This window comes from Caulobacter vibrioides, assembly GCF_002310375.3.
Lineage (GTDB): Bacteria > Pseudomonadota > Alphaproteobacteria > Caulobacterales > Caulobacteraceae > Caulobacter > Caulobacter vibrioides_D.
The window spans coordinates 3,291,214-3,316,304 of record NZ_CP023315.3 but is presented as its reverse complement, the minus strand read 5'-3'; the positions used below and the strand labels follow the sequence as shown (position 1 = coordinate 3,316,304).

The following is a 25,091-nucleotide window of genomic DNA, read 5'->3' as shown; positions in this document are numbered from 1 at the left end:
GAACCGGAAACCCCCATGTCGCTGAAAGCCCTGATCCTGGCCACCGCCATGGGTCTTTCCTCCCCGGCGCTGGCCGGCCCGTTGGCGTCGGTGTTCAGCGACCATGCGGTGCTGCAGCGCGATCAGCCGATCCGCGTCTGGGGCCGTGCGGCGCCGAATGCGAGCGTGGTGGTCGACCTGTCGGGACAGGGCGTCACGGCCAGCGCCGACGGCGACGGCCGCTGGAGCGCGGTGCTGCCCGCGCGTCCGGCGGGCGGGGCCGCCCTGACCCTGACGGCGCGCGCCGGCGATCAGACCCAGACGGTCTCGAACCTCGTCATGGGCGATGTCTGGCTGTGTTCGGGTCAGTCGAACATGGAGTACCCGCTGCGCCAGGCGCTGAACGGCGACGGCGAGGTGGCGTCGGCCGGCGATCCCGACATCCGCCTGCTGCAGACGGGCAAGATCAGCCGTCCCGCGCCGCAGCACAGCCTGCCGACGGGCGTCGTGTGGAAGGTCTCGACGCCCCAGACGGCGGCCAATTTCAGCGCCGCGTGCTTCTTCATGGGCCGCGAACTGCGCAAGACCACGGGCGTTCCCATCGGCCTGATCGACGCCACCTGGGGCGGATCGGTGATCCAGGACTGGATCAGCCGCGAGGGGCTGGCCGCGCTCAAGACCTATGACGAGGGGCTGTCGGTGCTGGCCGACTACGCCCGTGACCCGGCGCTGGGCGTCGCGCGCTGGAGCCAGTCGCTGGGCCGCTGGGCGGGCGCCACGATCCCCGCCGCCAAGGGCTGGGAGAAGCCTGACCTCGACGACCGCGCCTGGAAGCCTCTGCCGACCGAAGGCTTCTGGGAGCAGACCGCGCCCGACCTGGCCGGCTTCGATGGGACGGTCTGGCTGCGGCTGGAGCTCACCCTGACCAAGGCCCAGGCCGCCCAGGGCGCGACCCTGGCGCTGGGGCCGGTGGACGATATCGACACCACCTTCCTCAACGGCCGCGAGATCGGCTCCACCCAGGGCTGGGATACGCCCCGCGCCTACCGCCTGGCGCCCGGCGCGCTGAAGGCCGGACGCAACGTGCTGGCCCTGCGGGTGATCGACAAGGGCGGCGGCGGCGGCGCGTGGGGCAAGGCGGGCCTGAAGGGGCTGGCGCTGGACGACGGGACGTTCGTGCCGCTGCCGACCGCCTGGCGCTACAAGATCGCCGCGCCGCTGACGGATACGGCCCTGCCGCCCAGCGCGCCGTGGCTGGGCGCCAGCGGGCTCTCCACCCTGCGCAACGGCATGATCGCGCCGCTGGCCCCGTTCGGGGTCAAGGGCTTCGCCTGGTATCAGGGCGAGTCCAATGTCGCCGAGGCGCAGGAGTATGCGCGCCTGATGCCGGCCCTGATCGCCGACTGGCGCGCGGCGTTCGGCGGCGGAAACCAGCCGTTCCTTCTGACCCAGCTGGCCGCTTTCGGTCCCGAGGCGGATCGACCGGTGAACTCGGCCTGGGCCGCGCTGCGCGATGTTCAGCGCCAGGTGGCGGCGGCCGACCCGATGGTGGGCATGGCCTCGGCCGTCGATATCGGCTCGCCCTACGACATCCACCCCGCCGACAAGATGCGGGTCGGCCAGCGGCTGGCCCTGCACGCGCGCAAGCTGGCCTATGGCGAGGCGGTGGTGGCCTCGGGACCCGCGCCGCTGTCGGCTCGCCGCGACGGCCAGGCCGTGGTCGTGACGCTGGACCAGCCGGGCGTCGTCCATGCCGGCAACCGGCCGATCGGCTTCGAGCTGTGCGACGCCAGCGCCTGCCGGTTCGTCGACGCCATGGTCGACGGGGCCAGTGTCCGTCTGACCGCGCCTTCCGGCATGACGGCGACCAAGGTCCGCTACGCCTGGGCCGACAGCCCGATCATCAACCTGTTCGGGAAGACGGGCTTGCCGGCGACGCCGTTCGAGCTGGCTGTGCCATAGCCGATGTTACAGCAGGCTGCTCAACCAGGCGAAGGCGTCGTCCGGACGCTCCAGCGCTGAGAGGCCCTCCTGGCGGGCCGAGGCCCCCAGGCGGCGCAGGCGGCCGGGGGTGACGCCAAAGCGGGCGCGGAACACGCGGCTGAAGTGGGCGTCCGAGCGGAAGCCCAGGCCATAGCCGATCTCGGCCAGGGTCTTGCGCTCGCTCTGATCGCGGATGATCTCGTCGAAGGCCTGGTCCAGGCGCCGGGCCTGGATGAAGGCGCTGACCCCGCCCGCCGGCTCGAACACCTTGTAGAGCAGGCTGCGCGAGATCCCCAGGTGCTGGCGCACCGCCTCGGGCGACAGCTCGGTGTCGGCCAGCCGGTCGATGACGAAGTCGCGGGCCGAGGCCAGCAGCATCTTCTCCACCGGCCGGGCGTCGCTTCCCCCGGCCTCGCCATGGGCCAGGATCGCCGCACTGAACAGCGCCGCCGCCGCCTTGGCCGCCAGCGCCGCCTCGGCGGTGGTGATCGTCTCGATGCTGTCCCACACCGCCCGCATGTGCGCGCCGAGGATCCGCCCCGTGGCGGTGTCCTCCGACACCACGCGGCCGTGGAAGTCGACATGGTCGACCAGCTCGTCCAGCGCCGCGCGGGGGATGGCTAGGTTCAGGGTCTCGAAGGCGGCGGTGGTCATGTCGAACGGCCGCGACATGTCGACCAGCCGGATCGAGCCCATGCCGCCATCGGCCGGCCGGCCGTCATAGATCCCGCTCCAGCCGCCCGAGCTCAGCTCCAGCACGGCCAGCACCGAGTCGGCGGTGTCGGCGATGATGTGGGCGTAGCGGCGGTCGAAGCGCTGGGGGACGCCCGAGCAACGCGCCAGCACCACGCCGCCCAGATTGTAGCCGTCCATGCGGTTGTGGAACGCGCTGTCGGGCCCCTGCAGCGTGACCTCGAACAGCTGGGCGCAGGCCTGTCGATAGCGCTCGGCGGCGTCGGCCTGCTCCCGCGCATCCAGGAGCCATAGATCTCTCGGCGGGGTTTCAGCTTGCATGGGTCCTCGAAGGGTCGAGGAGGCTCTGGCCGATTCCGGACAGCTAGACAATAGAACGTGGACGCGCGGGCAATGACACAGCGGCGCCGCAGCGCCACAAGGAGCGAACTTTCTCGGGCGCGCCGGTGGGGTAGTTGGCGCGTTCGGGAAGGTGGTCGCTGGCTCCTCCGCCGGGGTTCAGCGGTCTAGCCGGCGCGATTCCCCTGTCGCGTCGGCCTCGGGGGGCAAGTTTCCAGGCCTTGATCGGGGGATCATCGCGCCTGGGCCCGGGGGGAAGCGAAGGGCGCGCGCATGAGGGTGCGCGCGCCTGGATCTCTTAGGAAATTCAGGCGCTTAAGGCCTCAGGCCCCGCGCGCCAGGCCCTTGCCGTAGGCGAGGCGGCGCCAGACCCACTCCATCGGCCCCATCGCAAAGCGCGACAGCCACAGCGGCGACCAGATCAGCTGCAGCGCCCAGATGGCGATGACGCAGCCCCACAGCTCAACGCGGTTGAACTCGCCGAACAGGCCAAGGCCCCGCCCGCTCCAGAAGAGCGTCGTCATCAGGATCGACTGGGTCAGATAGTTGGTGAAGGCCATCTGCCCCAGGCGCGCCACCGGGTTCAGCAGGCCCGCAATGGCGCGCGAGCGGATCAGCAGGATGGCCAGCGACGCATAGCCCAGGGTGATCGGCAGGCTGGCGAACTCATAGGCCATGTTGTAGCGGCCTAGGGCCTGCGGCTTGGCGAAGTCGGTGGCCAGCTTCATGCCGTTCTCCCAGCCGGTCCAGGCCAGGCCCGCGCCGCCCAGGGCGATCAGCAGGAGATAGACAGAGGTCTTGGCCTTGCCGGTCAGGAAGCCGGTCTTGAACAGCGCCATGCCCAGCAGCATCAGGGCGGCGGTGCGCCAGACGAACACGATCAGGCTGGCGGGCTGCAGCACCATCCACGCCTTGAAGTTCTCGGCCATGGCCGAGGGCAGGCCCGCCCGCATGGCCGCCGTGGCGGACGTCACGTTCGCCGCGCCGCCGGGCTGGGTCATCTGGGCCATGACCGTCTTCTGGATGTCGGCCGGGGCGCTTTCCAGCAGGATCAGCGGCGCGACCGCCAGGGCCGAGCCCAGCAGCAGAACGGTCAGGCTGACCGTGAACAGCCGCTTGGGCGTCCAGGATCGCGCCAGCAGGGCCAGGAAGCCCGTGCAGGCGTAGAGCAGCAGAATGTCGCCGTACCAGATCAGCAGGCCGTGCAGCAGGCCGATCACCAAGAGCCAGCCCAGCCGACGTCGCAGCAGGGCGCCGCGCGCCTTGTCGCTGCGCTCGCCGCCGACCAGCAGGATCGACACCCCGAACAGGATCGAGAACAGGGTGACGAACTTGTAGTGGAAGAAGGTCTGGACCACCCACCAGGCCAGGCCTTCGCTTGCGGCCATCCCGAAGGGCGACAGCTCGGGCGACATATAGACCGGCATCGGCAGGCCGAAGGCCACGGCGTTGACGGCCAGGATGCCCATCACCCCCAGGCCCCGCAGGACATCGAGGCTCAGGTGGCGATCATCCTTGGCGACGGGGCGCAAGGCCTCCGTCATCGGCGCGGTGGTGTCGGTCATGGCGTCCCCCTTCGGAAACGCCATGATCACGCCTAGCGCGTGGGAACCGGCGTCTCGCCCCGGTAATCATAGAACCCGCGTCCGGTCTTTTTGCCAAGCCAGCCGGCTTCGACATATTTCACCAGCAGCGGGCAGGGGCGGTATTTGCTGTCGGCCAGACCCTCGTGCAGCACGTTCATGATGCTGAGCACGGTGTCCAGACCGATGAAATCACCCAGCTCCAGCGGGCCCATCGGATGGTTGGCGCCCAGCTTCATCGCCGTGTCGATGGCGTCGACCGTGCCGACCCCTTCGTACAGGGTGTAGATCGCCTCGTTGATCATCGGCACCAGCACGCGGTTGACGATGAAGGCGGGGAAGTCTTCGGCGTTGCTGGTGATCTTGCCCAGCGATTGGGCGAAGGTCACGGCCGCTTCGTAGGTCGGGACGTCCGTGGCGATGCCGCGGATGATCTCCACCAGCTTCATCAGCGGCACGGGGTTCATGAAGTGCAGGCCGATGAACCGCTCGGGACGGTCCGTGGCCGAGGCCAGGCGCGTGATCGAGATCGACGAGGTGTTCGAGGCCAGCAGCGTATGGGCGCCCAGGTGCGGCTGCAGGCTGCGGAAGATCGATTTCTTGATCTCCTCGTTCTCGGTGGCGGCCTCGATCGCCAGATCCGTGGCGCCGATCGCCTCCAGGCCCTCGGCGGGCTGAATGCGGGCCAGGGCGGCTTTCATCGCCGCGTCGTCGATGATCCCACGGCCGACCTGACGGGCCATGTTCTTCTCGATGGCGGCGATGCCGGCGTCGATCCGGTCGCGCGAGACGTCGTGAAGTCGCACGTCATAGCCGCCCAGGGCGACGACATGCGCGATGCCCGACCCCATCTGGCCGGCGCCGATCACGCCGACCGTCTTGATTTCACTCATAAAAGCCAAGCCTTCGCTTGAATTCGCGCCGAACGCCACAGTCCGGGCCATCTGTTGTGACGACTTTTCTAGCACGAGAAACCCCGCGCTCGCCAAGGCTTTGCTGCGTCGCAACGCAAGCCCGGCTTCCGGCGGCCTTCAGGCCGTGGGCGGATAGGGCCGCACCGCGCCGTCCGGGTCCTCGACCGCGCCGTCGGACAGATAGGTCGGGCCGACGGGAACCTTGCCGTGGCCGCCCGGGATATCCAGCACATAGGTCGGCTGGGCCAGGCCCGACAGCGTCCCGCGCAGGGCCCGCATGATCGCCTGGCCCTCGGCGACGGTGGTCCGCAGGTGGCTCGTGCCGGGCGCCAGGTCGCCGTGGTGCAGGTAGTAGGGCCGGATCCGCGTCTCGACGAAGGCCCGCATCAGCTGGGCCAGGGTCTCAGGGTCGTCATTGACCCCGCGCAGCAGCACGGTCTGGCTGACCATCGGAACGCCCGCGTCGACGATGCGCGCGCAGGCCGCGCGGGCGGCCGGCGTCAGTTCGCGGGCGTGGTTGGCGTGCAGCGCGACATAGACCGCCTTGGAGGTCCGCGTCAGGGCCGCGACCAGCTCGGGCGTCACCGCCTTTGGATCGACGGCGGGCACGCGAGTGTGGAAGCGCACGATCTTGACGTGCTCGATCGCCGCCAGCCGGTCCATCAGGTCGGCCAGGCGCCGCGGCGACAGCACCAGCGGGTCGCCGCCGGTGACGATCACCTCCCAGATTTCGGGACGCCCGGCGATATAGGCCAAGGCCGCGTCCAGCTGGGCGGGCGTCAGGTTGGACAGCCCCTCGGGCCCGACCATCTCGCGCCGAAAGCAGAACCGGCAATAGACCGCGCAGGTGTGGGTCGGCTTCAGCAGCACCCGGTCGGGATAGCGGTGGACGATCCCCTCGACCGGACTGTGGGCGCCGTCGCCGATCGGGTCGGCGTCTTCGCCGGGGCTGGACACCAACTCCTCGGGCGAGGGGACGAACTGCCGCGCGATCGGATCGGCTTCGTCTCCCGGCCTGATCAGCTCGGCCATGGCCGGGGTGATCGCCACCGCATAGCGCGCCGCCACCGCCTCGAGCGCGGGCAGCCGCTCGGCCGGGACCAAGCCGGCCTGCGCCAGGGACCGGGCGTCACGAAGGGTCTGGGCGGGGGACATGAGGCGCGGGGATATGCGGGATTTTCCGCCGCGAAGCAAATATCGGCCCTAAACCACGGCCCCGAAAAGCTTGCCGATCACCGCGGTGACCCCCAGGGCCAGGGCGCCCCAGAAGGTGACGCGCAGCATCGGCTTCCAGGGGCTGGCGCCGCCGGCCCAGGCGCCCAGCCCGCCCAGCACCGCCAGGAACACCAGGGTGGCGACCGAGATGATCGGAATGATCACCGGCAGCGGGGCCAGCAGCGACACCAGGAGCGGCATGGCTGCGCCCACCGCGAAGGTGGCCGCCGAGGTCAGGGCCGCCTGCACGGGCCGCGCGGTGACGTGCTCGGAGATGCCCAGTTCGTCGCGGGCGTGCGCGGCCAGGGCGTCGCCGGCGTTCAGCTCTTCGGCGACCCGCCGCGCGAGGTCCGGCGTGAGGCCGCGCGCCACATAGATCGCGGTCATTTCGTCCAGCTCTTCTTCGGGCTTCGTCGCCAGCTCGACGCGTTCGCGGGCCAGATCGGCCGCCTCGCTGTCGGACTGCGAGGCCACCGAGACATATTCGCCGGCCGCCATCGACATCGCGCCGGCGACCAGGCTGGCGCTCGCGGCCAGCAGGATCGGTCCGCGCGTCGCCTCGGCCGCCGCCACCCCGACCACCAGCGAGGCGGTCGAGACGATGCCGTCATTGGCGCCCAGCACCGCCGCCCGCAGCCAGCCGATCCGCGACACCGCGTGGCGTTCGACATGGGTCTTCAGCCGCGTCATCTGTCGCTCCTTATGCCAGGAGAGCCTGGGTTCCAGGAGATCCTGGACCCCAGCAAGGCGCGCGCCCTTGATCGGCGTCAAGCGCGGTGGAAAGCCTAAAGGAGGGGCGCTGTGCTTCTCTCCTCCCCCAATGGGGGAGGGGGACCGCCGAACGGCGGTGGAGGGGCCGACCGAGCCGGCTACGTCCCCGTCAGATGAGAAGCCCCTGGCCACAGGATGTCGCCCCGCCGCACGAGGCCCCCTCCACCCGCGTTCGCGGGTCCCCCTCCCCCGATGGGGGGAGGAGAGTGGTGCTTCTTCTTGGACCCTAGGGCAGAACCCGCACGGGGCTGACGTCCAGCCAGCCGCAGATGTCCAGCACCGCCGAGCGCTCCTCGGCCTCCAGCCCGCCGTCGATCGACACGGCCACGGCGGCGGAGGCCACGCCTTCCGCCTCGGCGCGGCCCCTCAGGCGGCGGATCATCAGCTCGGCCTCGACCCAGGTCTCTTCGGGCCGGGCGTCAAAGCGCGCGTCCAGCGTCTCGAAGGTTTGCAAGGCGGCCTCCAGATCGGCGCCCTCAAGCCCGACATGCAGTTTCAGGCGCTCGACCATCCGGCCGCGCTCGTCCGGCGTCACGGCGCCGTCGACCTGGGCGATCAGCACGCAGGCGGCGACCAGGGCGTCCAGCTGTTCACGATGAGGGTCTTGGCGGTCTTCGGGCGCGATCACCGCCACCGCGCGGCCGTGGCGTTCATCTCCTGGGCCCAAAGCTGTTCCTTCAGCCGCTCGCGGCGAAGGTCCCACAGGCGCATCAGGCCGCGATCGGGCGTCGGCTTGCGGGCTTCCTCATGCAGGGCGGTCGTCAGCCGCACGATCTCGTCGCGCAGTTGTCGGGCGTTCAACAGGCTCAAATGGGCGCTCCTCTGGTGTCGAGGGGCGCGCCCGACGCCGGGCGAGGGGTTTGGCGAGAGGGGGGTAAGCCGCCAGGACCCAACATCGAGCGCACCCGATGCGGTCCGACATCACGTTCGACCTGAGGGGATCGACTACGTCAGAGGGGCCCGGCCCGCTTTCTCTATCTTGTGCGAACGCGTTCAATTCGCAAGAGGGGTATGCGATTTTTTTCAGGCCAGGGTCGCGTTCCGCAAACCGACCCGGACGGAAATCCTCGTCCTTCGACAAGCTCAGGATGAGGATTTTGTATGCGCTGAGGCCGACAGTCGTCCTCACCCTGAGCTTGTCGAAGGGCGAGGACAGCTCCCATGCCGTCAACCTCAAAACAGCCGCTCAGCTCACCCCGCGACCGGCGTCCAGACCACGTCCTCGATCCGCCGCGCGCCGGTGGCCAGTAGCACCAGCCGATCAAAGCCCAGCGCCGAGCCGGACGCTTGCGGCATGTGCGCCAGGGCCGCCAGGAAGTCTTCGTCGATCGGATAGCGCTCGCCGTAGATCCGCGCCTTCTCGTCCATCTCGATCAGGAACCGGCGGCGCTGCTCGGCCGGGTCGGTGAGCTCCCCGAACGCGTTGGCCAGCTCCACCCCGCAGGCATAGAGCTCGAAGCGTTCGGCCACGCGCGGATCGGCGTCCTTGGGACGGGCAAGCGCCGCCTCGCTGATCGGGTATTCGCACAGAATGGTCGCGCGGCCCTCGCCCAGGCGTGGCTCGACCTTTTCGACGATGATCCGGCTGAAGATGTCGGCCCAGCCGTCGTCCTCGGCCACCCGGATTCCGGCGGTGCGCGCCTGCGCGGCCAGGGCCTCGCGGTCGGTCGAACCGTCCGCCGCCACGCTGGCCAGCAGGTCGACGCCCGCGTGGCGCGCAAAAGCCTCGGCCACCGACAGGCGCTCCGGCGCGGCGAAGGGATCGCAGGTCATGCCCCGGAAGGCAAAGCGCGTGGTCCCCGCCGTTTCCGCCGCCAGGGCCAGCAGGACGGCGCAGTCGTCCATCAGGGCCTGGTAGGGGGCGGTGGCCCGGTACCATTCCAGCATGGTGAACTCGGGATGGTGCAGCGGCCCACGCTCGCGGTTGCGCCACACCTTGCCGAGGCTGAAGATCTTCTCCTCGCCCGCCGCCAAGAGCTTCTTGCAGGCGAACTCGGGCGAGGTGTGCAGATAGAGCGGACTGGCCTCGCCGGCGATCGTCAGGGCCTGCGTGGCGAAGGCGTGCAGATGCGCCTCGTTGCCGGGCGAGACCTGCAGGGCCGCAGCCTCGACCTCCTCAAAACCCTGATCCTCGAACCAGGCGCGGAAGGCCTTGGTGATCCGGTTGCGGGCCAAGAGGAACGGCCGGCGGTCGGCGTGGACGCCGGCGCGCCACCATTGGGCGTGGTGGGGGGCGCGCGTGGGCGCGCCGGGGGGGGAGGAAGACAGGGACAAGGCGGGCAAAACCGAAGAGGCTGGAGATTTCGCCCCTTTCGCTATACGAGGGCGCTCACGGATCAATAGCACGAACGCGCCCGCGGCCTCGCGCGCGCTTTCATCCAAGGAACGTAACTACGTGAAGGTCGCAGCCAGCTCGCTCCGCAAAGGCTCCGTCGTCGATATGGACGGCAAGCTCTATGTCGTCCTGAGCGCCGAAAACATCCACCCCGGCAAGGGCACCCCGGTGACCCAGCTGAACATGCGCCGCATCTCGGACGGCGTGAAGGTGTCGGAGCGCTATCGCACGACCGAGCAGGTCGAGCGCGCCTTCGTCGACGACCGCAACCACACCTTCCTGTACAGCGACGGTGACGGCTATCACTTCATGAACCCGGAAAGCTACGACCAGCTCGTGGCCACCGAAGACGTGATCGGCGACGCCGCGCCGTACCTGCAGGAAGGCATGACCGTCATCCTGTCGACCCACAACGACGTGCCGATCGCCATCGACCTGCCGCGCACCGTGGTGCTGGAAATCGTCGACACCGAACCGTCGGTGAAGGGCCAGACCGCCAGCTCGTCCTACAAGCCGGCCGTGCTCAGCAACGGCGTGAAGACCACCGTGCCGCCGTACATCACCGCGGGCACCAAGGTCGTCATCCTGACCGAAGACGGCTCCTACGTGGAACGCGCCAAGGAGTAGGCGCTCCTTAGCGTTCCGATAAAGCAAAGGGCCCGGGGCGAAAGCGCCGGGCCCTTTTCTTTGGCCTCCGCTACAGCCCGATCGCTTCCAACTGGGCCACGGTCATGGCGCCCAGCTGGGCTGCGGTCAGCTTGTTGATCTGGGCGCGCGAGAGCTCGCCCAGCTGGCTGGGGCTGAACGCGGCGATCTGCTGGTTGGTGAAGCCGGGGATCTGGCTGGGCATGATCTGCTCGATCTGGGCGGCGCCCAGCGACTGGATCGCGCCCGTGGACAGCTGTCCGACCTGGGTGGTGGTCAGGGCTCCCAGTTGGGTTCGAGACAGCCGCGCCAGGCCGCTCGCCCCGAAGGCCGTCATCTGCTCGGCGGTGAAGCCCCGCACCTGAGTGGCGGTCAGGCCGCCGAACTGATCGCTCGACAGGGCGTCCAGCGCCGCCATCGACAGGCCGCCGATCTGTGCGGTGGTCAGGGCCGCGACCTGGGTCTTGCTGAACTCGCCCATGTCGGTCGCCGAGAGGCCGCGTAGTTGCACGGGCGACAGGGCCGCGATCTGGCTGGCGGTCATCGCCGCCACCTGGGTGGCCGTCAGGGCCGAGATGTCGGCGGCCGAGAAGCTCTCCATCTGCTGGCCGCTCAGGGCGCCGATCTGGGTGGCGGTGAAGTCGGCCACGTCGGCGGCGCTGAGCTGCTCGATCTGGCTGGTCGTCAGGCCTCGCACCTGGCTGGCGGTGAGGCGGGCGAACTGGGTGGCGTCCAAGGCCGAGATCGCCTGGCCGGCCAGCGCGCCGATCTGGCTGGCCGACAGGGCCGCCACCTGGGTCGCCGACAGCGCGCCCAGGATCGCGCCGTCCAGCGCTGCGGCCTGGGTCGTCGAGAGGCCGCCGATCTGGGTGGCGGTGAGGCTGGGTAGGCGGCTCGTCCCCAGGGCCGCGAAGCCGGTCGGCGTCAGGCCCCCGATCTGGGCGGCCGACAGCGAGGCCAGCTCGGTGGCGTCCAGTCCCGCGATCATCGTGGTCGACACGCCCGCCATCTGGCTGGCGGTCAGCTGGCCGATGCGACCGCGCACCAGGCTGTCGGGCAGGGCCGCCAGCTGGGTCGAGGTCAAGCCGGCGAACTGGGTCGCCGACAGACCCGTCAGCACCGTGGCGGGCAGGGCGCCCAGGTTGGCGGCCGACAACGCGCCGACCTGGCTGGCCGTGAGCGCGCCCAGCTGGGTCGTGGCGAACTCGGCGAAGTCCGTCGTCGACAGCGATCCGACCTGGGTGGCGGTCAGGGCCTGGACCTGGGTCGTGGACAGTCGGGCCACCTGGGTGGCGGTCAGCGCCGAGACGCCGGTCGGGGTCAGGGCCGCCAGGAAGCTGGTCGACAGGCCGCCGACCTGGGTGGTGGACAGGGCCGACAACTGGGTGGGGCTCAGACCGCCGGCCTGGGTCGCCGACAGGCCGGCCAGTTGGGCCGAGCTCAGCGCCTCGACCTGGGTCGCGGTCAGGGCGGGCAAGGCCTCGCTGGCCAGGGCGCCCAGTTGGGTCGACCCCAGCGCGGCCATCTGCGTCGTCGACAGGGCGGGCGCCTGGGTGGCGCGCAGCGCCGCCAGCTGGGCGCTCGACAGGGCCTTGACCTGAGTGGTGGTCAAGGCGGCCAACTGGCTGGTCGTCAGCGCGGCCATGGCGGTGGCGGTCAGGCCCGAGACCTGGGCCGGCGCGAGCGCGCTCATCTGGTCGGCGCTGAACTTGCCGATGTCCTCGGCGTCCAGCTCGCGCAACTGGACGGCCGTCAGCGCGCCGACCTGGGCGCTCGACAGGGCCGCGACCTGGGTCCCGTTCAGCGCCGAGACCGCCGTCGGGGTCAGGCCCGCGATCTGCAGGGGCGTCAGCTTGGACAGGCGCGTGGCCTCCAGCTGCGCCAGGGCGGTGTTCGCCAGGCCCGCCAACTGGGTCGGGCGCAGGGCGGTCCACTGGGTTTCGTTCAGCGCCGAAAGGTCGGTGGCGTCCAGAGCGCCCAGCTGGCTGGTGTTCAGACCTTGCAGCTGGCTGGCGGCGAGCCCCGCCCATTGCGGGGTCGAGAATCCGCCCACCAGCTCGGCCGACAGCGCGCCGATTTGGGTGGCCGTCAGAGCCGCCACCTGGGTCGAGGACAGGGTGGCGAAGACCGTGGCTGTCAGGCCCTTGATCTGAGTGGTCGTCAGGCCTCGGATCTGGCTGGCGCTCAGTTGGGCCAGGGCGTCGGGCGCCAGATGGGTCAGGCTGCTCGTCGTCAGACCAGCGATCTGGGCGGGGGTCAGCGCCGCCATCTGGGTCGCGCTCAGGGCGGCGACCGTGGTCGTGGGCAGGCCCGCCAACTGGTCGGCGGTCAGGGCGCGCAGCTGGGTGGCGCCCAACGCCGCGATCTGGGTCGTCGACAGGGCCGTGATCGCCGTGGTGGGCAGCTTGGCCACCTGGGTCGCGGCTAGGGCGCCGATCGCCGAGCCCGACAGGCGGGTCATCAGGCCGCCCACCTGGCTTCCGTCCAGGGCGCCGATCTGTGTGGCGCTGAACTGGGCCACGTCGGTCTGCGACAGGCCGCGCAGCTGGGTGAGCGTCAGGCCGCGCACCTGGCGGGTCGACAGCAGAGCCGTCTCCTCCGCGTCCAGCGAGGACAGCGCCTCGGGCGTCAGGCCTGCCAACTGCGCGCCGCTCAGGTTCTTGAGCTCTGTGGTGGACAGGCGGTCCAGATCGGCGGCCGAGAACGCGCCCAGCTGGCCGGCGGTGATGCTCTGCAACTGGCCCGGGGAGAAGGCGGCCACGCCGCGCAGGGCTGAAAGCTGGGTTCCGGTCAGGGCGGCGATCTGGCCGGGAGCCAGGGCGGCGGCCTGTTCGCTGGAAAAGGCCGCCAAGTCGCCGGTCGACAGGGCCTTCAACTGCAGCGGGGTCAGGGCCTTGATCTGGGTGCCGGTGAGCTGGCCGAAATCCTCGTCCGACAGCGCGGCCAGGCGCTCGGGGGGCAGTTCGCGGATCTGGGCGGCGGTGAAGGCCTTCAGCTGGGCGCGGGTGAACTCGCTCAAGTCCTCGCCGTTGAGGCCCTTCAGCTGGGTGGCGTTCAGCCGGGCGACCTGGCTGGCGCTGAGCGCGCCGACCTGGGTGGCGTCCAGCCGCGAAACCCCCGTGGCGGCGAGACCCGCCACGGCGGCCGGTTCCAGGGCGGCGATCTGGGTGGTCGATAGGCCGGCGATCGCCGTCACCGAGAGGGCCGCAGTCTGGTTCGCCGCCAGACCCGCCAGCTGGGTCGGGGTCAGGGCGTCCAGCAGGCCGGCGCCGGCGCGGCCGACCTCGGTGGCCGACAAGGCCCGCACCTGACTGGCGGCCAGGCCCGCCAATCGCGTGGCGCCCAAGGCCTTCAGCTGATCGCCGGACAGGCTCGACATCTGCGGAATGGTGGCGGCGCGCCACTGGTCGGCGGTGGTCAGGGCCAGGATCTGGGGCGGTAGGGCCCGGATGGTCGTCGTCGACAGCGCGGCGAACTGGGTTTTGTTCAGCGCGGCGATCTGGTCGCCCGGCAGCGCGCTCACCTGGGTGGCGTTCAGGGCGGCCATCTGTACGGGCGTCAGGGCGGTCACCTGCTCGCCGCTGAATTCGGCGATGTCGGCGGCGGGCAGGGCGCGGATCTGCGGCGGCGTCAGGGCGCGCACCTGGGCCAGCGACAGGCTCTGGACCTGTTCGCGCGAGAGGGCCGACAAGGCCGTGGCGGCCAGGACCGCGATCTGGGTGGTGCGCAGCTCGTCCAGCGCCTCGAGGCTGAGGGCGGCGACCTGGGTGCGTGACAGGGCCTGGGTCTGGGCCTGGCTCAGCACCGTCAGCTGCTTGGGACTGAACGAGATCGTGGCCGGAAGGCGCGGCAACTGCGCGGAGGTCAGGGCGCTGACTTGCCGGGCGTCGAAAGCGGCGAACTGTTCGGGCTTGAGCGCGCCGATCGCCGTGACCGAGATCGCGGCCACCTGTTGGGCGGTGAGTTTGGCGAACTCGCTGGCGGGCGCTTCGGCCAGGCTCGCGGCGCTCAACGTCGCGATCCGCGTGGGCGACAGGCTGGAAAGGGACGGGTTATCCGTGCCGACGACCGCCATGAGCTTTACTCCACCGACCGCGCCGGGCCCTTCGCTTCCGGAAGCGGCCCCCGCGCTGCTCGCCATCAACTTCCGCCCGGCGAATCGAACCTCTCTACCTTAGGGCGCAAACTCAGAAAGGGGTTCTGAAAAGCGCGTCGGGACCGATTTGAATATCTCGAGCGCGGAGGTCTGATCGGCGACCGCTTGAGCCCCGCTCAACACGCGGCGTTCGCCGCACCTCAGCTAGGTCAGCGATCGGGGCGCGCTGCGGGGAAAACGCGCGATCGTCGAGACCAGGGTCGACATCTCGATCGGCTTGTCGAGGAAGGCGTCCATGCCCGCCGTCGCGGCGGCCGTGCGTTCGTCGTCCATCATCCCGGCGGTCAGGCAGACGATGGGCAGCTTGCGCCAGCGCGGGTCGGCGCGCAGGCGGCGGGTGGTCTCCAGACCGCCCATCACCGGCATGTTGAAGTCCAGCAGCACCACGTCGACCTCGCGCTCGGCCAGCAGGTCGAGGGCGCGCTGGCCGTTGTCGGCCTCCAGGATCTCGCAGCCCATCGGGGTCAGCATCATGGCGATGACCTTGCGGTTCACCGCATAGTCGTCGACGACCAGCAGCTTCAAGGGCCGCTCGCCGCCCAGGAAACCGCCGGTCTCGGCCGCGCCGGCGGTGGGCAGGCCGCAGGCGAAGGTCAGGGTGAAGGTCGAGCCCTTGCCCTCGGTGCTGCGCACACCGACCGAGCCGCCCATCATCTGGGCCAGACGGCGGGTGATGTTGAGGCCAAGGCCCGTGCCGCCGGTGCGCTGGGCGATGGTCGGGTCGGCCTGCTCGAACGGCTTGAAGAGCCGGGCCAGCACCGCCGGGCTCATGCCTACGCCCGTGTCGGAGACGGTGATCTTGGCCAGCATCCGGTCGGGCTGGTCGCCGGCCTCGCAGCTGACCCGCACCCGGATCTGGCCGGCGGGGGTGAACTTCACGGCGTTGGAGATGAGGTTGCCCAGGCACTGGCGCACCCGCAGCGGGTCGAACAGCAGGGCGCGCGGCGTGGCCGGATCGATCTCCAGGGTGATCTCCGTGCCCCTCTCCCGGGCCTGGGCCTGGTTGATCCGCACCACCCGTTCGGCCAGGCGCGAGAGGTCTTCCTGGGTGGGGGCGATATCCAGCTTGCCCGCCTCGATCTTGGCCATGTCGAGCACGTCGTTGAGCAGGGCCAGGAGGGTGCGGCCCGACTCCTCCAGCAGCTCGACCTGTTCGCGCTCGCCGGGCTCCAGCGGCTCCAGCTTCAGGGCCTGCGACAGGCCCAGCATGCCGTTGAGCGGCGTGCGCAGCTCGTGGCTCATCAGGGCCAGGAATTCGGACTTGGCCTGGCTGGCGGCCTCGGCCTGGCTCTTGGCCAACTCCAGGGCGCGGCCCTGCTGGCCGTTGGTCTGGGCGGCCTTGGCCGTATAGGTGATCAGGATCAGCGCCGCCGCGCACAGCACCAGGCGCTCGGTGGGCGGAAAGTCGTTCAGCACCCCGCACAGCAACAGCAGCACCGTCGCGCTGCCGCCGCCGACGATCAGCAGCAGGGTCTTGGAGCGCGCCGTGAAGGCCTGGGCGTGGACCAGGAAGGCGCAGACCACGCACAGCGCGGCCATCTGCAGGGCGGGATGATCCTGGCGCCACAGCATGATGGCCAGCGACCACCAGACGATGTTCATCCAGGCGACGGCGGCCACATAGGAGAGGCGCTGGGCGTGGCTGATCTTGCGCTCGCTGCGCTGAGGGCTGCTGAAGATGAACACCGCCGCCTCGGCGCTGGCCACGGCCAGAGCCCAGACAAGCCCGCCCTGCAGATCGACCGCCAGCGCATAGACCAGCGCCGTCGCCGCGCAGATGCCCAGGCGCACCCCCAGGGTGGGCAGGCTACGCGCGGTCACCGAGGTGACGTCCTGGTCCAGCCATTCGGCGAATCTGGGCACGGGCGCGGCGGGTCCTCGGCAAAGCGCGACTAGGCTTAAGCCTCCTAGCGGCGCGCAGGCCGGTTGCAAAGGGAGCCTGGCGGCGAGGCCCAAGCAAAAAGACCCGGAGTCGCCTCCTAGACACCCTTCTCCCCTTGCGGGAGAAGGTGGCCGCGAAGCGGACGGATGAGGGGTTGAGAACCCTCTCCGATCTGTTCGCGCGACCCCTCATCCGTCGCCTGTCGGCGACACCTTCTCCCGCATGGGTAGAAGGGAGGGAGGAGTCCCAGAGCTCCCAAAATCCCGACCTCTCTAAACCCCCGACCTCCCCGGCGAACGCCGGGGCCCAGATTCATCCGGACCGTTTGAGGTGTTCGCGCCCCGGGCCTGCGCCACATCCGGCGACGTCAGCGGGTTCGATCTGGACCCCGGCGTTCGCCGGGGAGGTCGGGAGAGGGCAGGCGAGGCTCAAGCAAAAAGGCCCGGAGTCGCCTCCGGGCCTTCTCGTGTTTTCGCCTTCTCCCGCAAGGGGAGACGGGGGAGGGCTTACTTACCCGCCGCCGCCAGGGCGTCCATCAGTTCCGGCACGGCCGACTTGTAGTCCGCCACCAGGCCGAAATCGGCGACCTGGAAGATCGGCGCGTCGGCGTCCTTGTTGATCGCGACGATCACCTTGGAGTCCTTCATGCCGGCCAGGTGCTGGATGGCGCCCGAGATGCCGATGGCGACGTAGAGCTGCGGCGCCACGACCTTGCCCGTCTGACCGACTTGGTAGTCGTTGGGCGCATAGCCGGCGTCGACGGCCGCGCGGCTGGCGCCGACGGCGGCGCCCAGCTTGTCGGCCAGGGGCTCGATGACGCGCTGGAACTCTTCGGCCGAACCCATGGCGCGACCGCCCGAGACGACGATCTTGGCCGCGGCCAGTTCCGGACGGTCGGACTTGACCATCTCTTCGCTGACGAAGCGGGTCTTGCCGGCGTCAGCGCCACCGACGCTTTCCACCGAGGCCGAGCCGCCTTCAGCGGCGGCGGCGAAGGCGGTTGGACGCACGGTGATCACCTTCTTGGAGTCGCTCGACTGAACGGTCTCCAGGGCGTTGCCGGCGTAGATCGGACGCGTGAAGGTGTCGGCCGACACGACCTCGATGATCTCCGAGATCGGGGCGACGTCCAGCTTGGCGGCGACGCGCGGGGCGAAGTTCTTGCCGCCCGAGGTGGCCGGAACCAGGATCGCATCGTAGTTGCCGGCCAGGGCCAGCACGGCGTCGGCCTGAGCCTCGGCCACGCCGTGGCCAAGCGCGTCGGACTCGGCCAGCAGCACCTTGCGGACGCCGGCGATCTTGGCGGCGGCGTCGGCCACGGCCTTGGCGCCCTTGCCCAGCACCAGCACGTCTACGTCGCCCGAGATCTTCAGGGCGGCGGTGACGGTCTTGTGGGTGGCGTCGCGCAGCAGCGCGTTGTCGTTATCAGCGACGACGAGAACAGCCATTACAGCACCCCCGCAGTGTTCAGCTTGGAAACCAGGTCAGAAGCCGTCTCGACCTTGATGCCGGCCGAGCGCTTGGCGGGCTCGGTGACCTTCAGGACCTTCAGGCGCGGCGCGATATCGACGCCGTAGTCGGCGACCGTCTTGGAGACGATCTCCTTCTTCTTGGCCTTCATGATGTTGGGCAGAGACGCATAGCGCGGCTCGTTCAGGCGCAGGTCGGCGGTGATCACGGCCGGCAGGTCGACATCGACCGTCTGCAGGCCGCCGTCGACTTCACGGGTGACCTTGGCGCTGGTGGCCGAGACCTCGATCGCCGAGGCGTAGGTGGCCTGCGGCCAGCCCAGCAGGGCCGACAGCATCTGGCCGACAGCGTTGTTGTCGCCGTCGATGGCCTGCTTGCCCATCAGGACGAGGTTGGGGCTCTCTTCGGCCACCACGGCGGCCAGCAGCTTGGCCACGGCCAGCGGCTCGGGATCGGCGTCTGTGGTGATCAGCACCCCGCGGTCGCCGCCCATGGCCAGCGCCGTACGGATGGTTTCCTGGGCCTGCGCCGGGCCGATGCTGACGATGACGACCTCGGTCGCCACGCCCTTTTCCTTGAGGCGCACGGCTTCTTCGACCGCGATCTCACAGAAAGGGTTCATCGACATCTTGACGTTCGCCAAGTCGACGCCCGTTTGGTCCGCCTTGACGCGGGCCTTCACGTTATAATCGATCACCCGTTTAACCGGGACTAGGACCTTCATCGGTTTCCACCGCCTCCAGGCTTGCGTTTCTCCTGCTTGGCCACCGACTTAGCGCTTCGGCGCCGCAATGCAAGTTTCCCTTCGCGTAAGCGTAAGGCGGAAAACGCGCTCGGGTTCAAACAGTTGTACGATTTTCGGCGCGGTGCGGCGCCCAAGCGCCCGTGGCGACAATTCCCTTGAGCCCGGAAAGGCGTTATGGGGCCGCCATGAACAAGACCATCAACCGTCTGAAGTACATCTTCATCGGCATCTTCCTGTTGGCCAGCGCCAGCGTGCTGGCCTACCACGCTATGTGGGTGTGGCCGAAGGATCGCTGCGAGAAGAGCGGCGGCGCCTGGGCGGGCAAGTGGATGAAGTGCGCCACGGTCTATCCCATCGAGACCTGGACCCGCCGCCCGCGCGGCACCCCGCCGCTGAACGGTCAGAGCGCCGATGCGCCCACCGCCGACGCGCCGGCCAAGGTCGCGCCGGCTGCTCCGGCGGCGGCTCCGGCGGCGCCCGAGAAGAAGTAAGTCCGCCAATCTCCGTCATCCCGCGCTTCATGCGCGGGACCCATGGTTCAGCTTCTACGTGAGAGCGTAGGCCCGCACTTCACCTGCAGCGGAAAGATGGGTCCCGTGCATAAAGCACGGGATGACGGTGTCAGCGCCTGCTCAGCCCGCTACCGCGTCGCGCCGGGCTTCCAGAGCACGTCGGCCGCGCCCTTGTCGTTGGCCCAGCGGGCGGCGACGAACAGCAGGTCCGACAGGCGGTTTAAGTACTTGATCGCCGGCGTCCCGACGATTTCACCGTCCATCTCCGACAGGGCCACGACCCCGCGCTCGGCGCGGCGGCAGACGGTGCGCGCCACGTGCAGGGCGGCGGCGGCGGGCGAGCCGGCGGGCAGGACGAACGAGGTCAGGGCCGACATCTCGCCGTTCAGCTGATCGATCTCGCGCTCCAGCCGCTCGACCTGGCTTTCCAGGACGCGCAGCGGCTCCCACTCGGGCTTGCCGTGCTGCTCGGGCGTGGCGAGGTCGGCGCCCAGGTCGAAGAGGTCGTTCTGGATCCGCTCCAGGATGGCGTCCAGGACTGGATCGGCGGCCGTGTGCTGGCGCGCCTGGCCGATCGCGGCGTTGGTCTCGTCGACCCCGCCATAGGAATCGACCCGCAGCGAGGCCTTGCTGACCGGCGCGCCGGTGGCCAGGCGCGTGGTGCCGCCATCGCCGGTACGCGTATAGATGCGGTTTAGCGTGACCATCGGTCGCGGAGTCCTGTTCGGCGAATAAGGCTAATGATTACGCGCCCTTCCGCCACCAGAAGGCGGCGGCGACCAGGACGATGACGGCGATGAACTGCAAAAGCACGCGCAGCCGCATCAGCTTGTTCGACCACGACCGGCCGAAATCGCCCCCGCGAAACAGGGCGTAGAGGCCGGCCCCCAGGGCGATCAGCACCGCCAGAAGCGCGGCCGGGACGAGAAAGTCGAACAGCTGGGACATGTCCCGGAGAATAAGGCGTGCCTCGCGATCGCGCCATAGAGACCATAGCCGTAAGGGCGCGACCCGCTGAACGGGCGTGATGGTTTCTCGCGAATCGTTGTCCGTTGAGCAAATTCGCCGAACCTGTTCGGTGAGGGCTTTTGTCGCAGTGACAGCATGACAACGGTGGCATAGCTACACCACACGTCGTCGTTCGACGATTTTTGTTCCCTTTCGCGGTTGCGTTGGCGCCTCCCTGGCGCTAGAGCCCCCGCTTCCTATTTCTCAGTACGCGTTCGTTGAACATGATCATCCTCCCCCACCGCGATCTGTTCAGCGCTTTTCTCACCCAAACGGGGGACAGGAGACCACCGCATGAGCGCTCGCCTAGCGACCGCCGCCGCGCTCTCCGCGTCCGATCGCGAAGAAGCCATGGCTGAAGTCCGTCAACTGATCACCGACCTGCGCGACGCCGCGCAGGATGGCCGTCAGCTGGCCCGCCGTTACGCCGACGTCCTTCAGAACGTCGTCGATGAGTATTGTGTTGAGTTCGAGAAGCGCGCCGAGGCCGCTCTCGCCCGCTTGGAGGCCGCCGCATGAGCTTTGTGTCCGTCAATATCGACCAGGGCGCCGAGACCCCGGTGAAGCTGACGCGTCGCGCGCTGGCCAAGCAGCGCACCCGCGAACGCGTGCTGGCCGCCGCCCGCCGTCTGTTCAGCGAGCGCGGCTACGAGGGCGCCACCATCCGTGACATCGCCCAGGCCGCCGGCATGTCGACCGGCGCGGTGTTCGCCAGCTTCGCTGACAAGTCGGAGCTGTTCGAGGAAATCCTGACCGCCGACTACGAAGTCATCTACGCCCAGATGACCCAGGCCGCCCGCGCCGCCAAGACGGTGGACGAGGCGCTGCTGGGCCTGTTCGGCGTGGCCTACAGCTTCCACCTGGAGCAACTGCCGCTGCTGCGCGCCAGCATCTCCGAGTCGTGGACCCGTTCGGAAGCCGCCGAGCGCCGCGCGCGTAACGACCTGAAGCACATCTTCAAGCTGATCGGCGTGACCCTGCAGCGCGCGGTCGACGAAGGTCAGCTGAAGAAAGATATCGACGCCAAGCTCTTGGCCGAGATCACTTGGGACGTGTATGTCGCCAACTACCGCCGCGCCGTCTACGACGGCTGGTCGGTTGAGGCGCTGCTGGCGCGACTTTCGGATCAACTGAAGGTCATCTTCGCGGGCGCCCGCGCTTAAACACCAAGAGGGCGCTCCGTTCGGGGGAGTGGGGCGCCTTCGACTTTTTTATGGATGACGCAGGCGTGTTCGGAGGGGGGCGGGCTTGGGCGTAAGAGACGAGCAGAAGGCGGCGACGCGAGAGAAGGTTCTCGAGGCCGCCCGGGACCTGTTCAACGATGTCGGCTACGAGGAGACGACCATCCGCGCCATCGCGGAGCGGGCGGGCGTTTCTGTCGGCAGCGTTTTCACCACCTTCGCCTCCAAGGCGGAGGTGCTTAGCCATGTCATGACCCATCGCCTGGACGAGCTCTACGCCGAGTTCGACCGGGTGATCCCGTTCCTGCGGGGCCACACGGTCGATCGGCTGTGTTCGATCTTCGCGATCCACTACGCGTTCGAGACCCGGCGGGTGAAGCTGTTCCTGGCCCACATCGCTGCGTCCTATAATCCCAGCAACGAAGCGGGCGTCACGCCCTATGGCCGCAATCCGCGCCTCAGCCAGATGCTGATCGACGTGCTGGCGGACGGGGTGCGGAAGGGCGAGGTGCGGGCGGATCTGGACCTCAACCTGGTGGTCGACACCCTCAAGGCCGCCTACGCCTGGAACTACCGCATGGCCGCCTCGGCCGGCGGAAACCTGGCCGCGACCGACATGTCCGCAGCCATGGACCGCCAGATCGCCATGATCGCCGAAGGCTGGAAGCCGCGGTAGAGCGGGCGGGGCATAGCGCCCCCTCCGTCACGCGGCTGCGCCGCGCGCCACCTCCCCCGTTTTACGGGTGAGGAGGATGCGGCTGCCTCCTGCCCCGCTTGCGGAGGGGGCGCTTCTGCATGGGACCGCCTTGGGATCGCTCACGGCCAGGTTTGCGTTCAAGCCGGACAATCCCTGGAGAGTCCGATGAACCGCACCCTGTCCCTGTCCCTCGCCGCCCTGCTGATGACCGGCGCCCTGACCGCCTGTGACAAGGAGGCCGGCCGCAAGCAGGAGACGATCGGCAAGGTCGAGTCCGGCGTCGGCGAGGTCGTCGGCGACAAGGACCTCAAGGCCGAAGGCCAGAAGGACCAGGTGGCCGGCAACCTCAAGCAGGGCGAGATCAAGGACGCCATCAAGGAAGCCAAGAAGTAGGGGCCTTTTGGCTTAGGCTTTGAGGGGCGCACGTAAAATCCCTCTCTCCTAGAGAGAGGGAGGGGCCCGTCCCGACGTCCGTCGGGATGGGAGGGTGAGAGGCTACAGCCTGCCCGAACGCAACACCTACAGGATCTCGTCCGCCGTTCCACCGGGGTCAGCCAGCACCCGCTCGTTTCGAAAGCGCAGGACGAGATAGCCGAAAAGCTCCAGAGTCTCCGTGCGCCGGTCATCATAGTCCTCGCGCCCCTCATGGGCGGGGCCGTCCAGTTCCACGATCACCTTGGCGGACTCGCAAGCAAAGTCGGCGAAGTATCGGTCGATCGGCTGCTGGCGTAGGAAGCGGAAGCCGCCGAGGCGGCGGTTGCGGACGAGGGTCCACAGCGTCTTCTCAGCCAGGGTCTGGCTTCTGCGAAGGCGACGGGCGGCGGCGATCCGATCCATGGCCGGAGCTTGGCCCTGGTCGGGGGTCACGCTCAACGGAAGGAATCCAGATTTTCCGGATGGGCGGTGAAACCTCTCACCCTCCCACCGCTGCGCGGCGGGCCCCTCCCTCTCTCCATGAGAGAGGGATTTTAGCCGGGGCTCCCGTCCTACAATCGCCCGCGTCCGCCGCCTCTCAGGCGGTCCAACTGCCGCGCAGGTGCAGAATCCGACCCCGGCGCGGCCGCCGCGCCATCCGCGCGCGGCGCTGGCCGTCTCGGCCCGCTCATCGCCGCGATCTTGCGGACATTGGCGGCCATCTCGCCGCACGCCTTGACCCGGTCGCGGGCCTTGCGCAGCACGGCGGGGTCGTCGCTGGCCTCGATCAGGGCCCAGGCGGCGTCGATCGCCGCCATCAGCTTGGCCTGCATCCGGGCGCACCAGGTTTCGGAGGTCGTCTGGGTCATGGCTCCAGCATGAGGCCACGCCGGAGGGCGGGGACAAGAAACCTGCGTTTTCCTGTAAGGCGTTGAATTTTCTCGCCTCAGCTCGAAAAAGAACGGGGATTGAACCCATCTCGGCCGCGCCCCTGTGGATAACTTTCGCCCCTTCACCGCCCCAAGGGCAGGATTGCCAGGGCGCTGCGCCGGTCGCACAGTCGCGGGCAAAGGTTTGGGGAGAGCGTTATGGGTATCGGGGGTAAGGTCGCGCTGACGGCCGTGGGGCTGGTGCTGGCCGTATCGGCCGTGGTGGCGGTGCGCACCGCGACGTTCGAGGCGCCGGCCCAGGCCGATCCCGCCGCCGCCAGGCTGGCGCCGGCCCGGCCGGTCGATGTGGCCAAGGCCGCCGAACATCTGGCGCAGGCCATCCGCTTCCAGACCATCAGCCACCAGGACCGCGCCGACGACCAGCCGGCCGAGTGGGACAAGCTGCACGCCTGGCTGCAGGCCACCTATCCGCAGGCCCACAAGGCCATGACCCGCGAGGTCGTGGCCGGCCATGGCCTCGTCTACACCTGGACCGGCTCGAACCCGGCCCTGCCGCCGATCGTGCTGATGGCCCACCAGGACGTGGTGCCGGTCACCCCCGGCAGCGAGGGCCAGTGGACCCATCCGCCCTTCGCCGGCGTCGTCGCGGACGGTAAGGTCTGGGGCCGCGGGGCGATCGACGACAAGGGCTCGCTGGTCACCATCTTCGAGGCGCTGGAAAGCGTGGCGGCCGGCGGCTTCAAGCCGGTGCGCACCGTCATCATCGTCAGCGGCCATGACGAGGAGGTGCGCGGCGAGGGCGCTCAGGCGGCCGCCGCGCTTCTGAAGTCGCGCAACGTCAAGGCTCAGTTCGTGCTGGACGAGGGCATGGCGGTGGTCGCCGACCACCCTGTCACCAGCAAGCCCGCCGCCATTATCGGCGTGGCCGAGAAGGGCTATGCGACCCTCAAGGTCACCGCCCCGGCCGTTGGCGGCCACTCGTCGGCCCCGCCCAAGGACGGCGGCGGCGTCGTGACCCTGGCCAAGGCCGTGCAGGCCATCCACGACAACGCCTTCCCGATGAAGTTCCAGGGACCGGGCGCGGACATGCTGAAGGCGATCTCGCCCCACGCCTCGCCGGTGGTGAAGATCTTCGCGGCCAACACCTGGCTGTTCTCGTCGCTGCTGGTGAAGGTCACGGCCAAGAGCCCGGCGGGCGCGGCCATGCTGCACACCACCATCGCCCCCACCATGCTGAAGGGCTCGCCGAAGGAAAACGTCCTGCCGCAGGACGCCAGCGCCTGGATCAACTACCGCATCGCGCCCGGCGACAGCTCCGACAAGGTGATGGCCAAGGCCAAGGACGCGGTCGGCGACCTGCCCGTCGAGCTGGCCTTCCAGGGGCACCGCAACGAGCCCTCGGCCGTGTCGTCCACCGAGTCCGAGGCCTGGAAGACCCTGGCGGGCCTGGCCGCTGACGAGAGCAAAGCCCCGGTCGTGCCGGGCCTGGTCACCGCCGGCACCGACAGCCGCTACATGGGCGGGGTCTCAAGCGACGTCTACCGCTTCCAGCCGCTCGTTTTGACCGTCGACGGCACCAAGGTGATCCACGGCACAGACGAGCATATCAGTCTCGACAATGTCGAACGCATGGTCCGGTTCTATCAGCGCCTCGTGGAGACGGCGGGGTCGCGGTAGGG

23 protein-coding genes and 7 pseudogenes are annotated in these 25,091 nt (G+C 69.2%); 11 read left to right on the top strand and 19 right to left on the bottom strand.

Annotation, left to right across the window (positions count from 1 at the left end; all coding sequences use genetic code 11):
* Window positions 1–15 precede the first annotated feature (15 nt).
* Window positions 16–1,941, top strand: a complete 1,926-nt coding sequence (locus tag CA606_RS15680; RefSeq protein ID WP_096053693.1) for a sialate O-acetylesterase — start codon at window positions 16–18, stop codon at window positions 1,939–1,941.
* A 6-nt stretch (window positions 1,942–1,947) separates the two neighbouring features.
* Here the strand turns inward: CA606_RS15680 and CA606_RS15675 are convergent, their stop codons facing one another.
* The 6 genes and pseudogenes from CA606_RS15675 to CA606_RS15650 all read right to left on the bottom strand — a co-directional run.
* Window positions 1,948–2,976 (bottom strand): helix-turn-helix domain-containing protein, encoded by a 1,029-nt coding sequence (locus CA606_RS15675; RefSeq protein ID WP_096053694.1) that lies wholly within the window; start codon window positions 2,974–2,976, stop codon window positions 1,948–1,950.
* A gap of 341 nt (window positions 2,977–3,317) precedes the next feature.
* The gene (locus CA606_RS15670) at window positions 3,318–4,559 is read right to left on the bottom strand and encodes a DUF418 domain-containing protein (protein ID WP_096053977.1); all 1,242 of its coding nucleotides are present in this window, start codon (window positions 4,557–4,559) and stop codon (window positions 3,318–3,320) included.
* A gap of 32 nt (window positions 4,560–4,591) precedes the next feature.
* Entirely contained in the window at window positions 4,592–5,470 is an 879-nt protein-coding gene (locus CA606_RS15665) for a 3-hydroxybutyryl-CoA dehydrogenase (protein WP_096053695.1), read from the bottom strand.
* Window positions 5,471–5,608: 138 nt separating this feature from the next.
* Window positions 5,609–6,646 carry a lysine-2,3-aminomutase-like protein gene (locus CA606_RS15660; RefSeq protein ID WP_096053696.1) on the bottom strand — a complete coding sequence of 346 codons (1,038 nt, stop codon included), beginning with the start codon at window positions 6,644–6,646 and terminating at the stop codon, window positions 5,609–5,611.
* A gap of 48 nt (window positions 6,647–6,694) precedes the next feature.
* Window positions 6,695–7,396 (bottom strand): VIT1/CCC1 transporter family protein, encoded by a 702-nt coding sequence (locus tag CA606_RS15655; protein ID WP_096053697.1) that lies wholly within the window; start codon window positions 7,394–7,396, stop codon window positions 6,695–6,697.
* Between the two features lie 106 nt (window positions 7,397–7,502).
* A pseudogene (locus CA606_RS15650) lies at window positions 7,503–7,568 on the bottom strand (hypothetical protein); the annotation flags it as partial.
* Between CA606_RS15650 and CA606_RS20295 the strand changes: the two are divergent.
* Window positions 7,554–7,676 (top strand): annotated as a pseudogene (locus CA606_RS20295) (hypothetical protein); the annotation flags it as partial. The pseudogenes CA606_RS15650 and CA606_RS20295 sit on opposite strands and share 15 nt — an antisense overlap.
* Window positions 7,677–7,703: 27 nt before the next feature.
* On the opposite strand, the gene CA606_RS15645 reads toward CA606_RS20295, so the two are convergent.
* A complete protein-coding gene (locus CA606_RS15645) occupies window positions 7,704–8,144 on the bottom strand; it encodes a tellurite resistance TerB family protein (protein ID WP_096053698.1) in 441 nt (146 codons plus the stop codon).
* Window positions 8,102–8,382, bottom strand: a pseudogene (locus CA606_RS15640) (hypothetical protein). The gene CA606_RS15645 and the pseudogene CA606_RS15640 overlap by 43 nt, the downstream one beginning before the upstream one ends.
* 158 nt (window positions 8,383–8,540) lie before the next feature.
* On the opposite strand from CA606_RS15640, the pseudogene CA606_RS20700 reads away from it, so the two are divergent.
* Window positions 8,541–8,640: pseudogene (locus CA606_RS20700) on the top strand (hypothetical protein); the annotation flags it as partial.
* A gap of 28 nt (window positions 8,641–8,668) precedes the next feature.
* Here the strand turns inward: CA606_RS20700 and epmA are convergent.
* Complete coding sequence (gene epmA, locus CA606_RS15635; protein ID WP_423752936.1) at window positions 8,669–9,751, bottom strand: EF-P lysine aminoacylase EpmA; 1,083 nt, start codon at window positions 9,749–9,751, stop codon at window positions 8,669–8,671.
* A 121-nt stretch (window positions 9,752–9,872) separates the two neighbouring features.
* On the opposite strand from epmA, the gene efp reads away from it, so the two are divergent.
* Window positions 9,873–10,439, top strand: a complete 567-nt coding sequence (gene efp, locus CA606_RS15630) for an elongation factor P (protein ID WP_096053700.1) — start codon at window positions 9,873–9,875, stop codon at window positions 10,437–10,439.
* Window positions 10,440–10,509: 70 nt separating this feature from the next.
* Here the strand turns inward: efp and CA606_RS20460 are convergent, their stop codons facing one another.
* From CA606_RS20460 to CA606_RS15610, 6 genes and pseudogenes are all read right to left on the bottom strand, one after another.
* A complete protein-coding gene (locus tag CA606_RS20460) occupies window positions 10,510–10,938 on the bottom strand; it encodes a hypothetical protein (RefSeq protein ID WP_336509789.1) in 429 nt (142 codons plus the stop codon).
* A gap of 1,062 nt (window positions 10,939–12,000) precedes the next feature.
* Window positions 12,001–12,090: pseudogene (locus CA606_RS20455) on the bottom strand (hypothetical protein); the annotation flags it as partial.
* A gap of 501 nt (window positions 12,091–12,591) precedes the next feature.
* Window positions 12,592–14,532, bottom strand: a pseudogene (locus CA606_RS20280) (hypothetical protein); the annotation flags it as partial.
* A gap of 225 nt (window positions 14,533–14,757) precedes the next feature.
* Entirely contained in the window at window positions 14,758–16,476 is a 1,719-nt protein-coding gene (locus CA606_RS15620) for an ATP-binding protein (protein ID WP_096053702.1), read from the bottom strand.
* 525 nt (window positions 16,477–17,001) lie between these two features.
* Window positions 17,002–17,943, bottom strand: coding sequence for an electron transfer flavoprotein subunit alpha/FixB family protein (locus tag CA606_RS15615; RefSeq protein WP_096053703.1), 942 nt, complete (start codon window positions 17,941–17,943; stop codon window positions 17,002–17,004).
* Complete coding sequence (locus CA606_RS15610; RefSeq protein WP_096053704.1) at window positions 17,943–18,689, bottom strand: electron transfer flavoprotein subunit beta/FixA family protein; 747 nt, start codon at window positions 18,687–18,689, stop codon at window positions 17,943–17,945. The genes CA606_RS15615 and CA606_RS15610 overlap by 1 nt, the downstream gene beginning before the upstream one ends.
* A 206-nt stretch (window positions 18,690–18,895) precedes the next feature.
* Here CA606_RS15610 and CA606_RS15605 point away from each other — a divergent pair, with 206 nt between their 5' ends.
* Window positions 18,896–19,201 (top strand): hypothetical protein, encoded by a 306-nt coding sequence (locus CA606_RS15605; RefSeq protein WP_181242629.1) that lies wholly within the window; start codon window positions 18,896–18,898, stop codon window positions 19,199–19,201.
* Window positions 19,202–19,350: 149 nt separating this feature from the next.
* On the opposite strand, the gene CA606_RS15600 is transcribed toward CA606_RS15605, so the two are convergent.
* Window positions 19,351–19,929: a cob(I)yrinic acid a,c-diamide adenosyltransferase gene (locus tag CA606_RS15600; RefSeq protein WP_096053705.1), complete on the bottom strand. Its 579-nt coding sequence runs from the start codon at window positions 19,927–19,929 to the stop codon at window positions 19,351–19,353.
* Window positions 19,930–19,966: 37 nt separating this feature from the next.
* Window positions 19,967–20,170 carry a twin transmembrane helix small protein gene (locus CA606_RS15595; protein WP_096053706.1) on the bottom strand — a complete coding sequence of 68 codons (204 nt, stop codon included), beginning with the start codon at window positions 20,168–20,170 and terminating at the stop codon, window positions 19,967–19,969.
* A 284-nt stretch (window positions 20,171–20,454) separates the two neighbouring features.
* Between CA606_RS15595 and CA606_RS15590 the strand changes: the two genes are divergently transcribed.
* The 5 genes from CA606_RS15590 to CA606_RS15570 all read left to right on the top strand — a co-directional run bounded on the left by CA606_RS15590 (window position 20,455) and on the right by CA606_RS15570 (window position 22,501).
* Complete coding sequence (locus CA606_RS15590) at window positions 20,455–20,589, top strand: hypothetical protein (RefSeq protein ID WP_181242628.1); 135 nt, start codon at window positions 20,455–20,457, stop codon at window positions 20,587–20,589.
* A complete protein-coding gene (locus tag CA606_RS15585; protein ID WP_010918617.1) occupies window positions 20,525–20,749 on the top strand; it encodes a hypothetical protein in 225 nt (74 codons plus the stop codon). The genes CA606_RS15590 and CA606_RS15585 overlap by 65 nt, the downstream gene beginning before the upstream one ends.
* Window positions 20,746–21,393 (top strand): TetR/AcrR family transcriptional regulator, encoded by a 648-nt coding sequence (locus CA606_RS15580; protein ID WP_096053707.1) that lies wholly within the window; start codon window positions 20,746–20,748, stop codon window positions 21,391–21,393. Before CA606_RS15585 ends, CA606_RS15580 begins: the two co-directional genes overlap by 4 nt.
* A gap of 85 nt (window positions 21,394–21,478) precedes the next feature.
* Window positions 21,479–22,087: a TetR/AcrR family transcriptional regulator gene (locus tag CA606_RS15575; RefSeq protein WP_096053708.1), complete on the top strand. Its 609-nt coding sequence runs from the start codon at window positions 21,479–21,481 to the stop codon at window positions 22,085–22,087.
* Window positions 22,088–22,273: 186 nt separating this feature from the next.
* Window positions 22,274–22,501, top strand: a complete 228-nt coding sequence (locus tag CA606_RS15570) for a CsbD family protein (RefSeq protein WP_233282161.1) — start codon at window positions 22,274–22,276, stop codon at window positions 22,499–22,501.
* Between the two features lie 126 nt (window positions 22,502–22,627).
* Here CA606_RS15570 and CA606_RS15565 read toward each other — a convergent pair whose 3' ends face one another.
* On the bottom strand, window positions 22,628–22,945 hold the full coding sequence (locus tag CA606_RS15565; protein WP_096053980.1) for an endonuclease domain-containing protein: 318 nt from the start codon (window positions 22,943–22,945) through the stop codon (window positions 22,628–22,630).
* Window positions 22,946–23,175: 230 nt separating this feature from the next.
* Window positions 23,176–23,391 (bottom strand): annotated as a pseudogene (locus CA606_RS15560) (hypothetical protein); the annotation flags it as partial.
* Between the two features lie 219 nt (window positions 23,392–23,610).
* Here CA606_RS15560 and CA606_RS15555 point away from each other — a divergent pair.
* Window positions 23,611–25,089, top strand: coding sequence for a M20 family peptidase (locus tag CA606_RS15555; protein WP_096053710.1), 1,479 nt, complete (start codon window positions 23,611–23,613; stop codon window positions 25,087–25,089).
* Window positions 25,090–25,091: the final 2 nt, after the last annotated feature.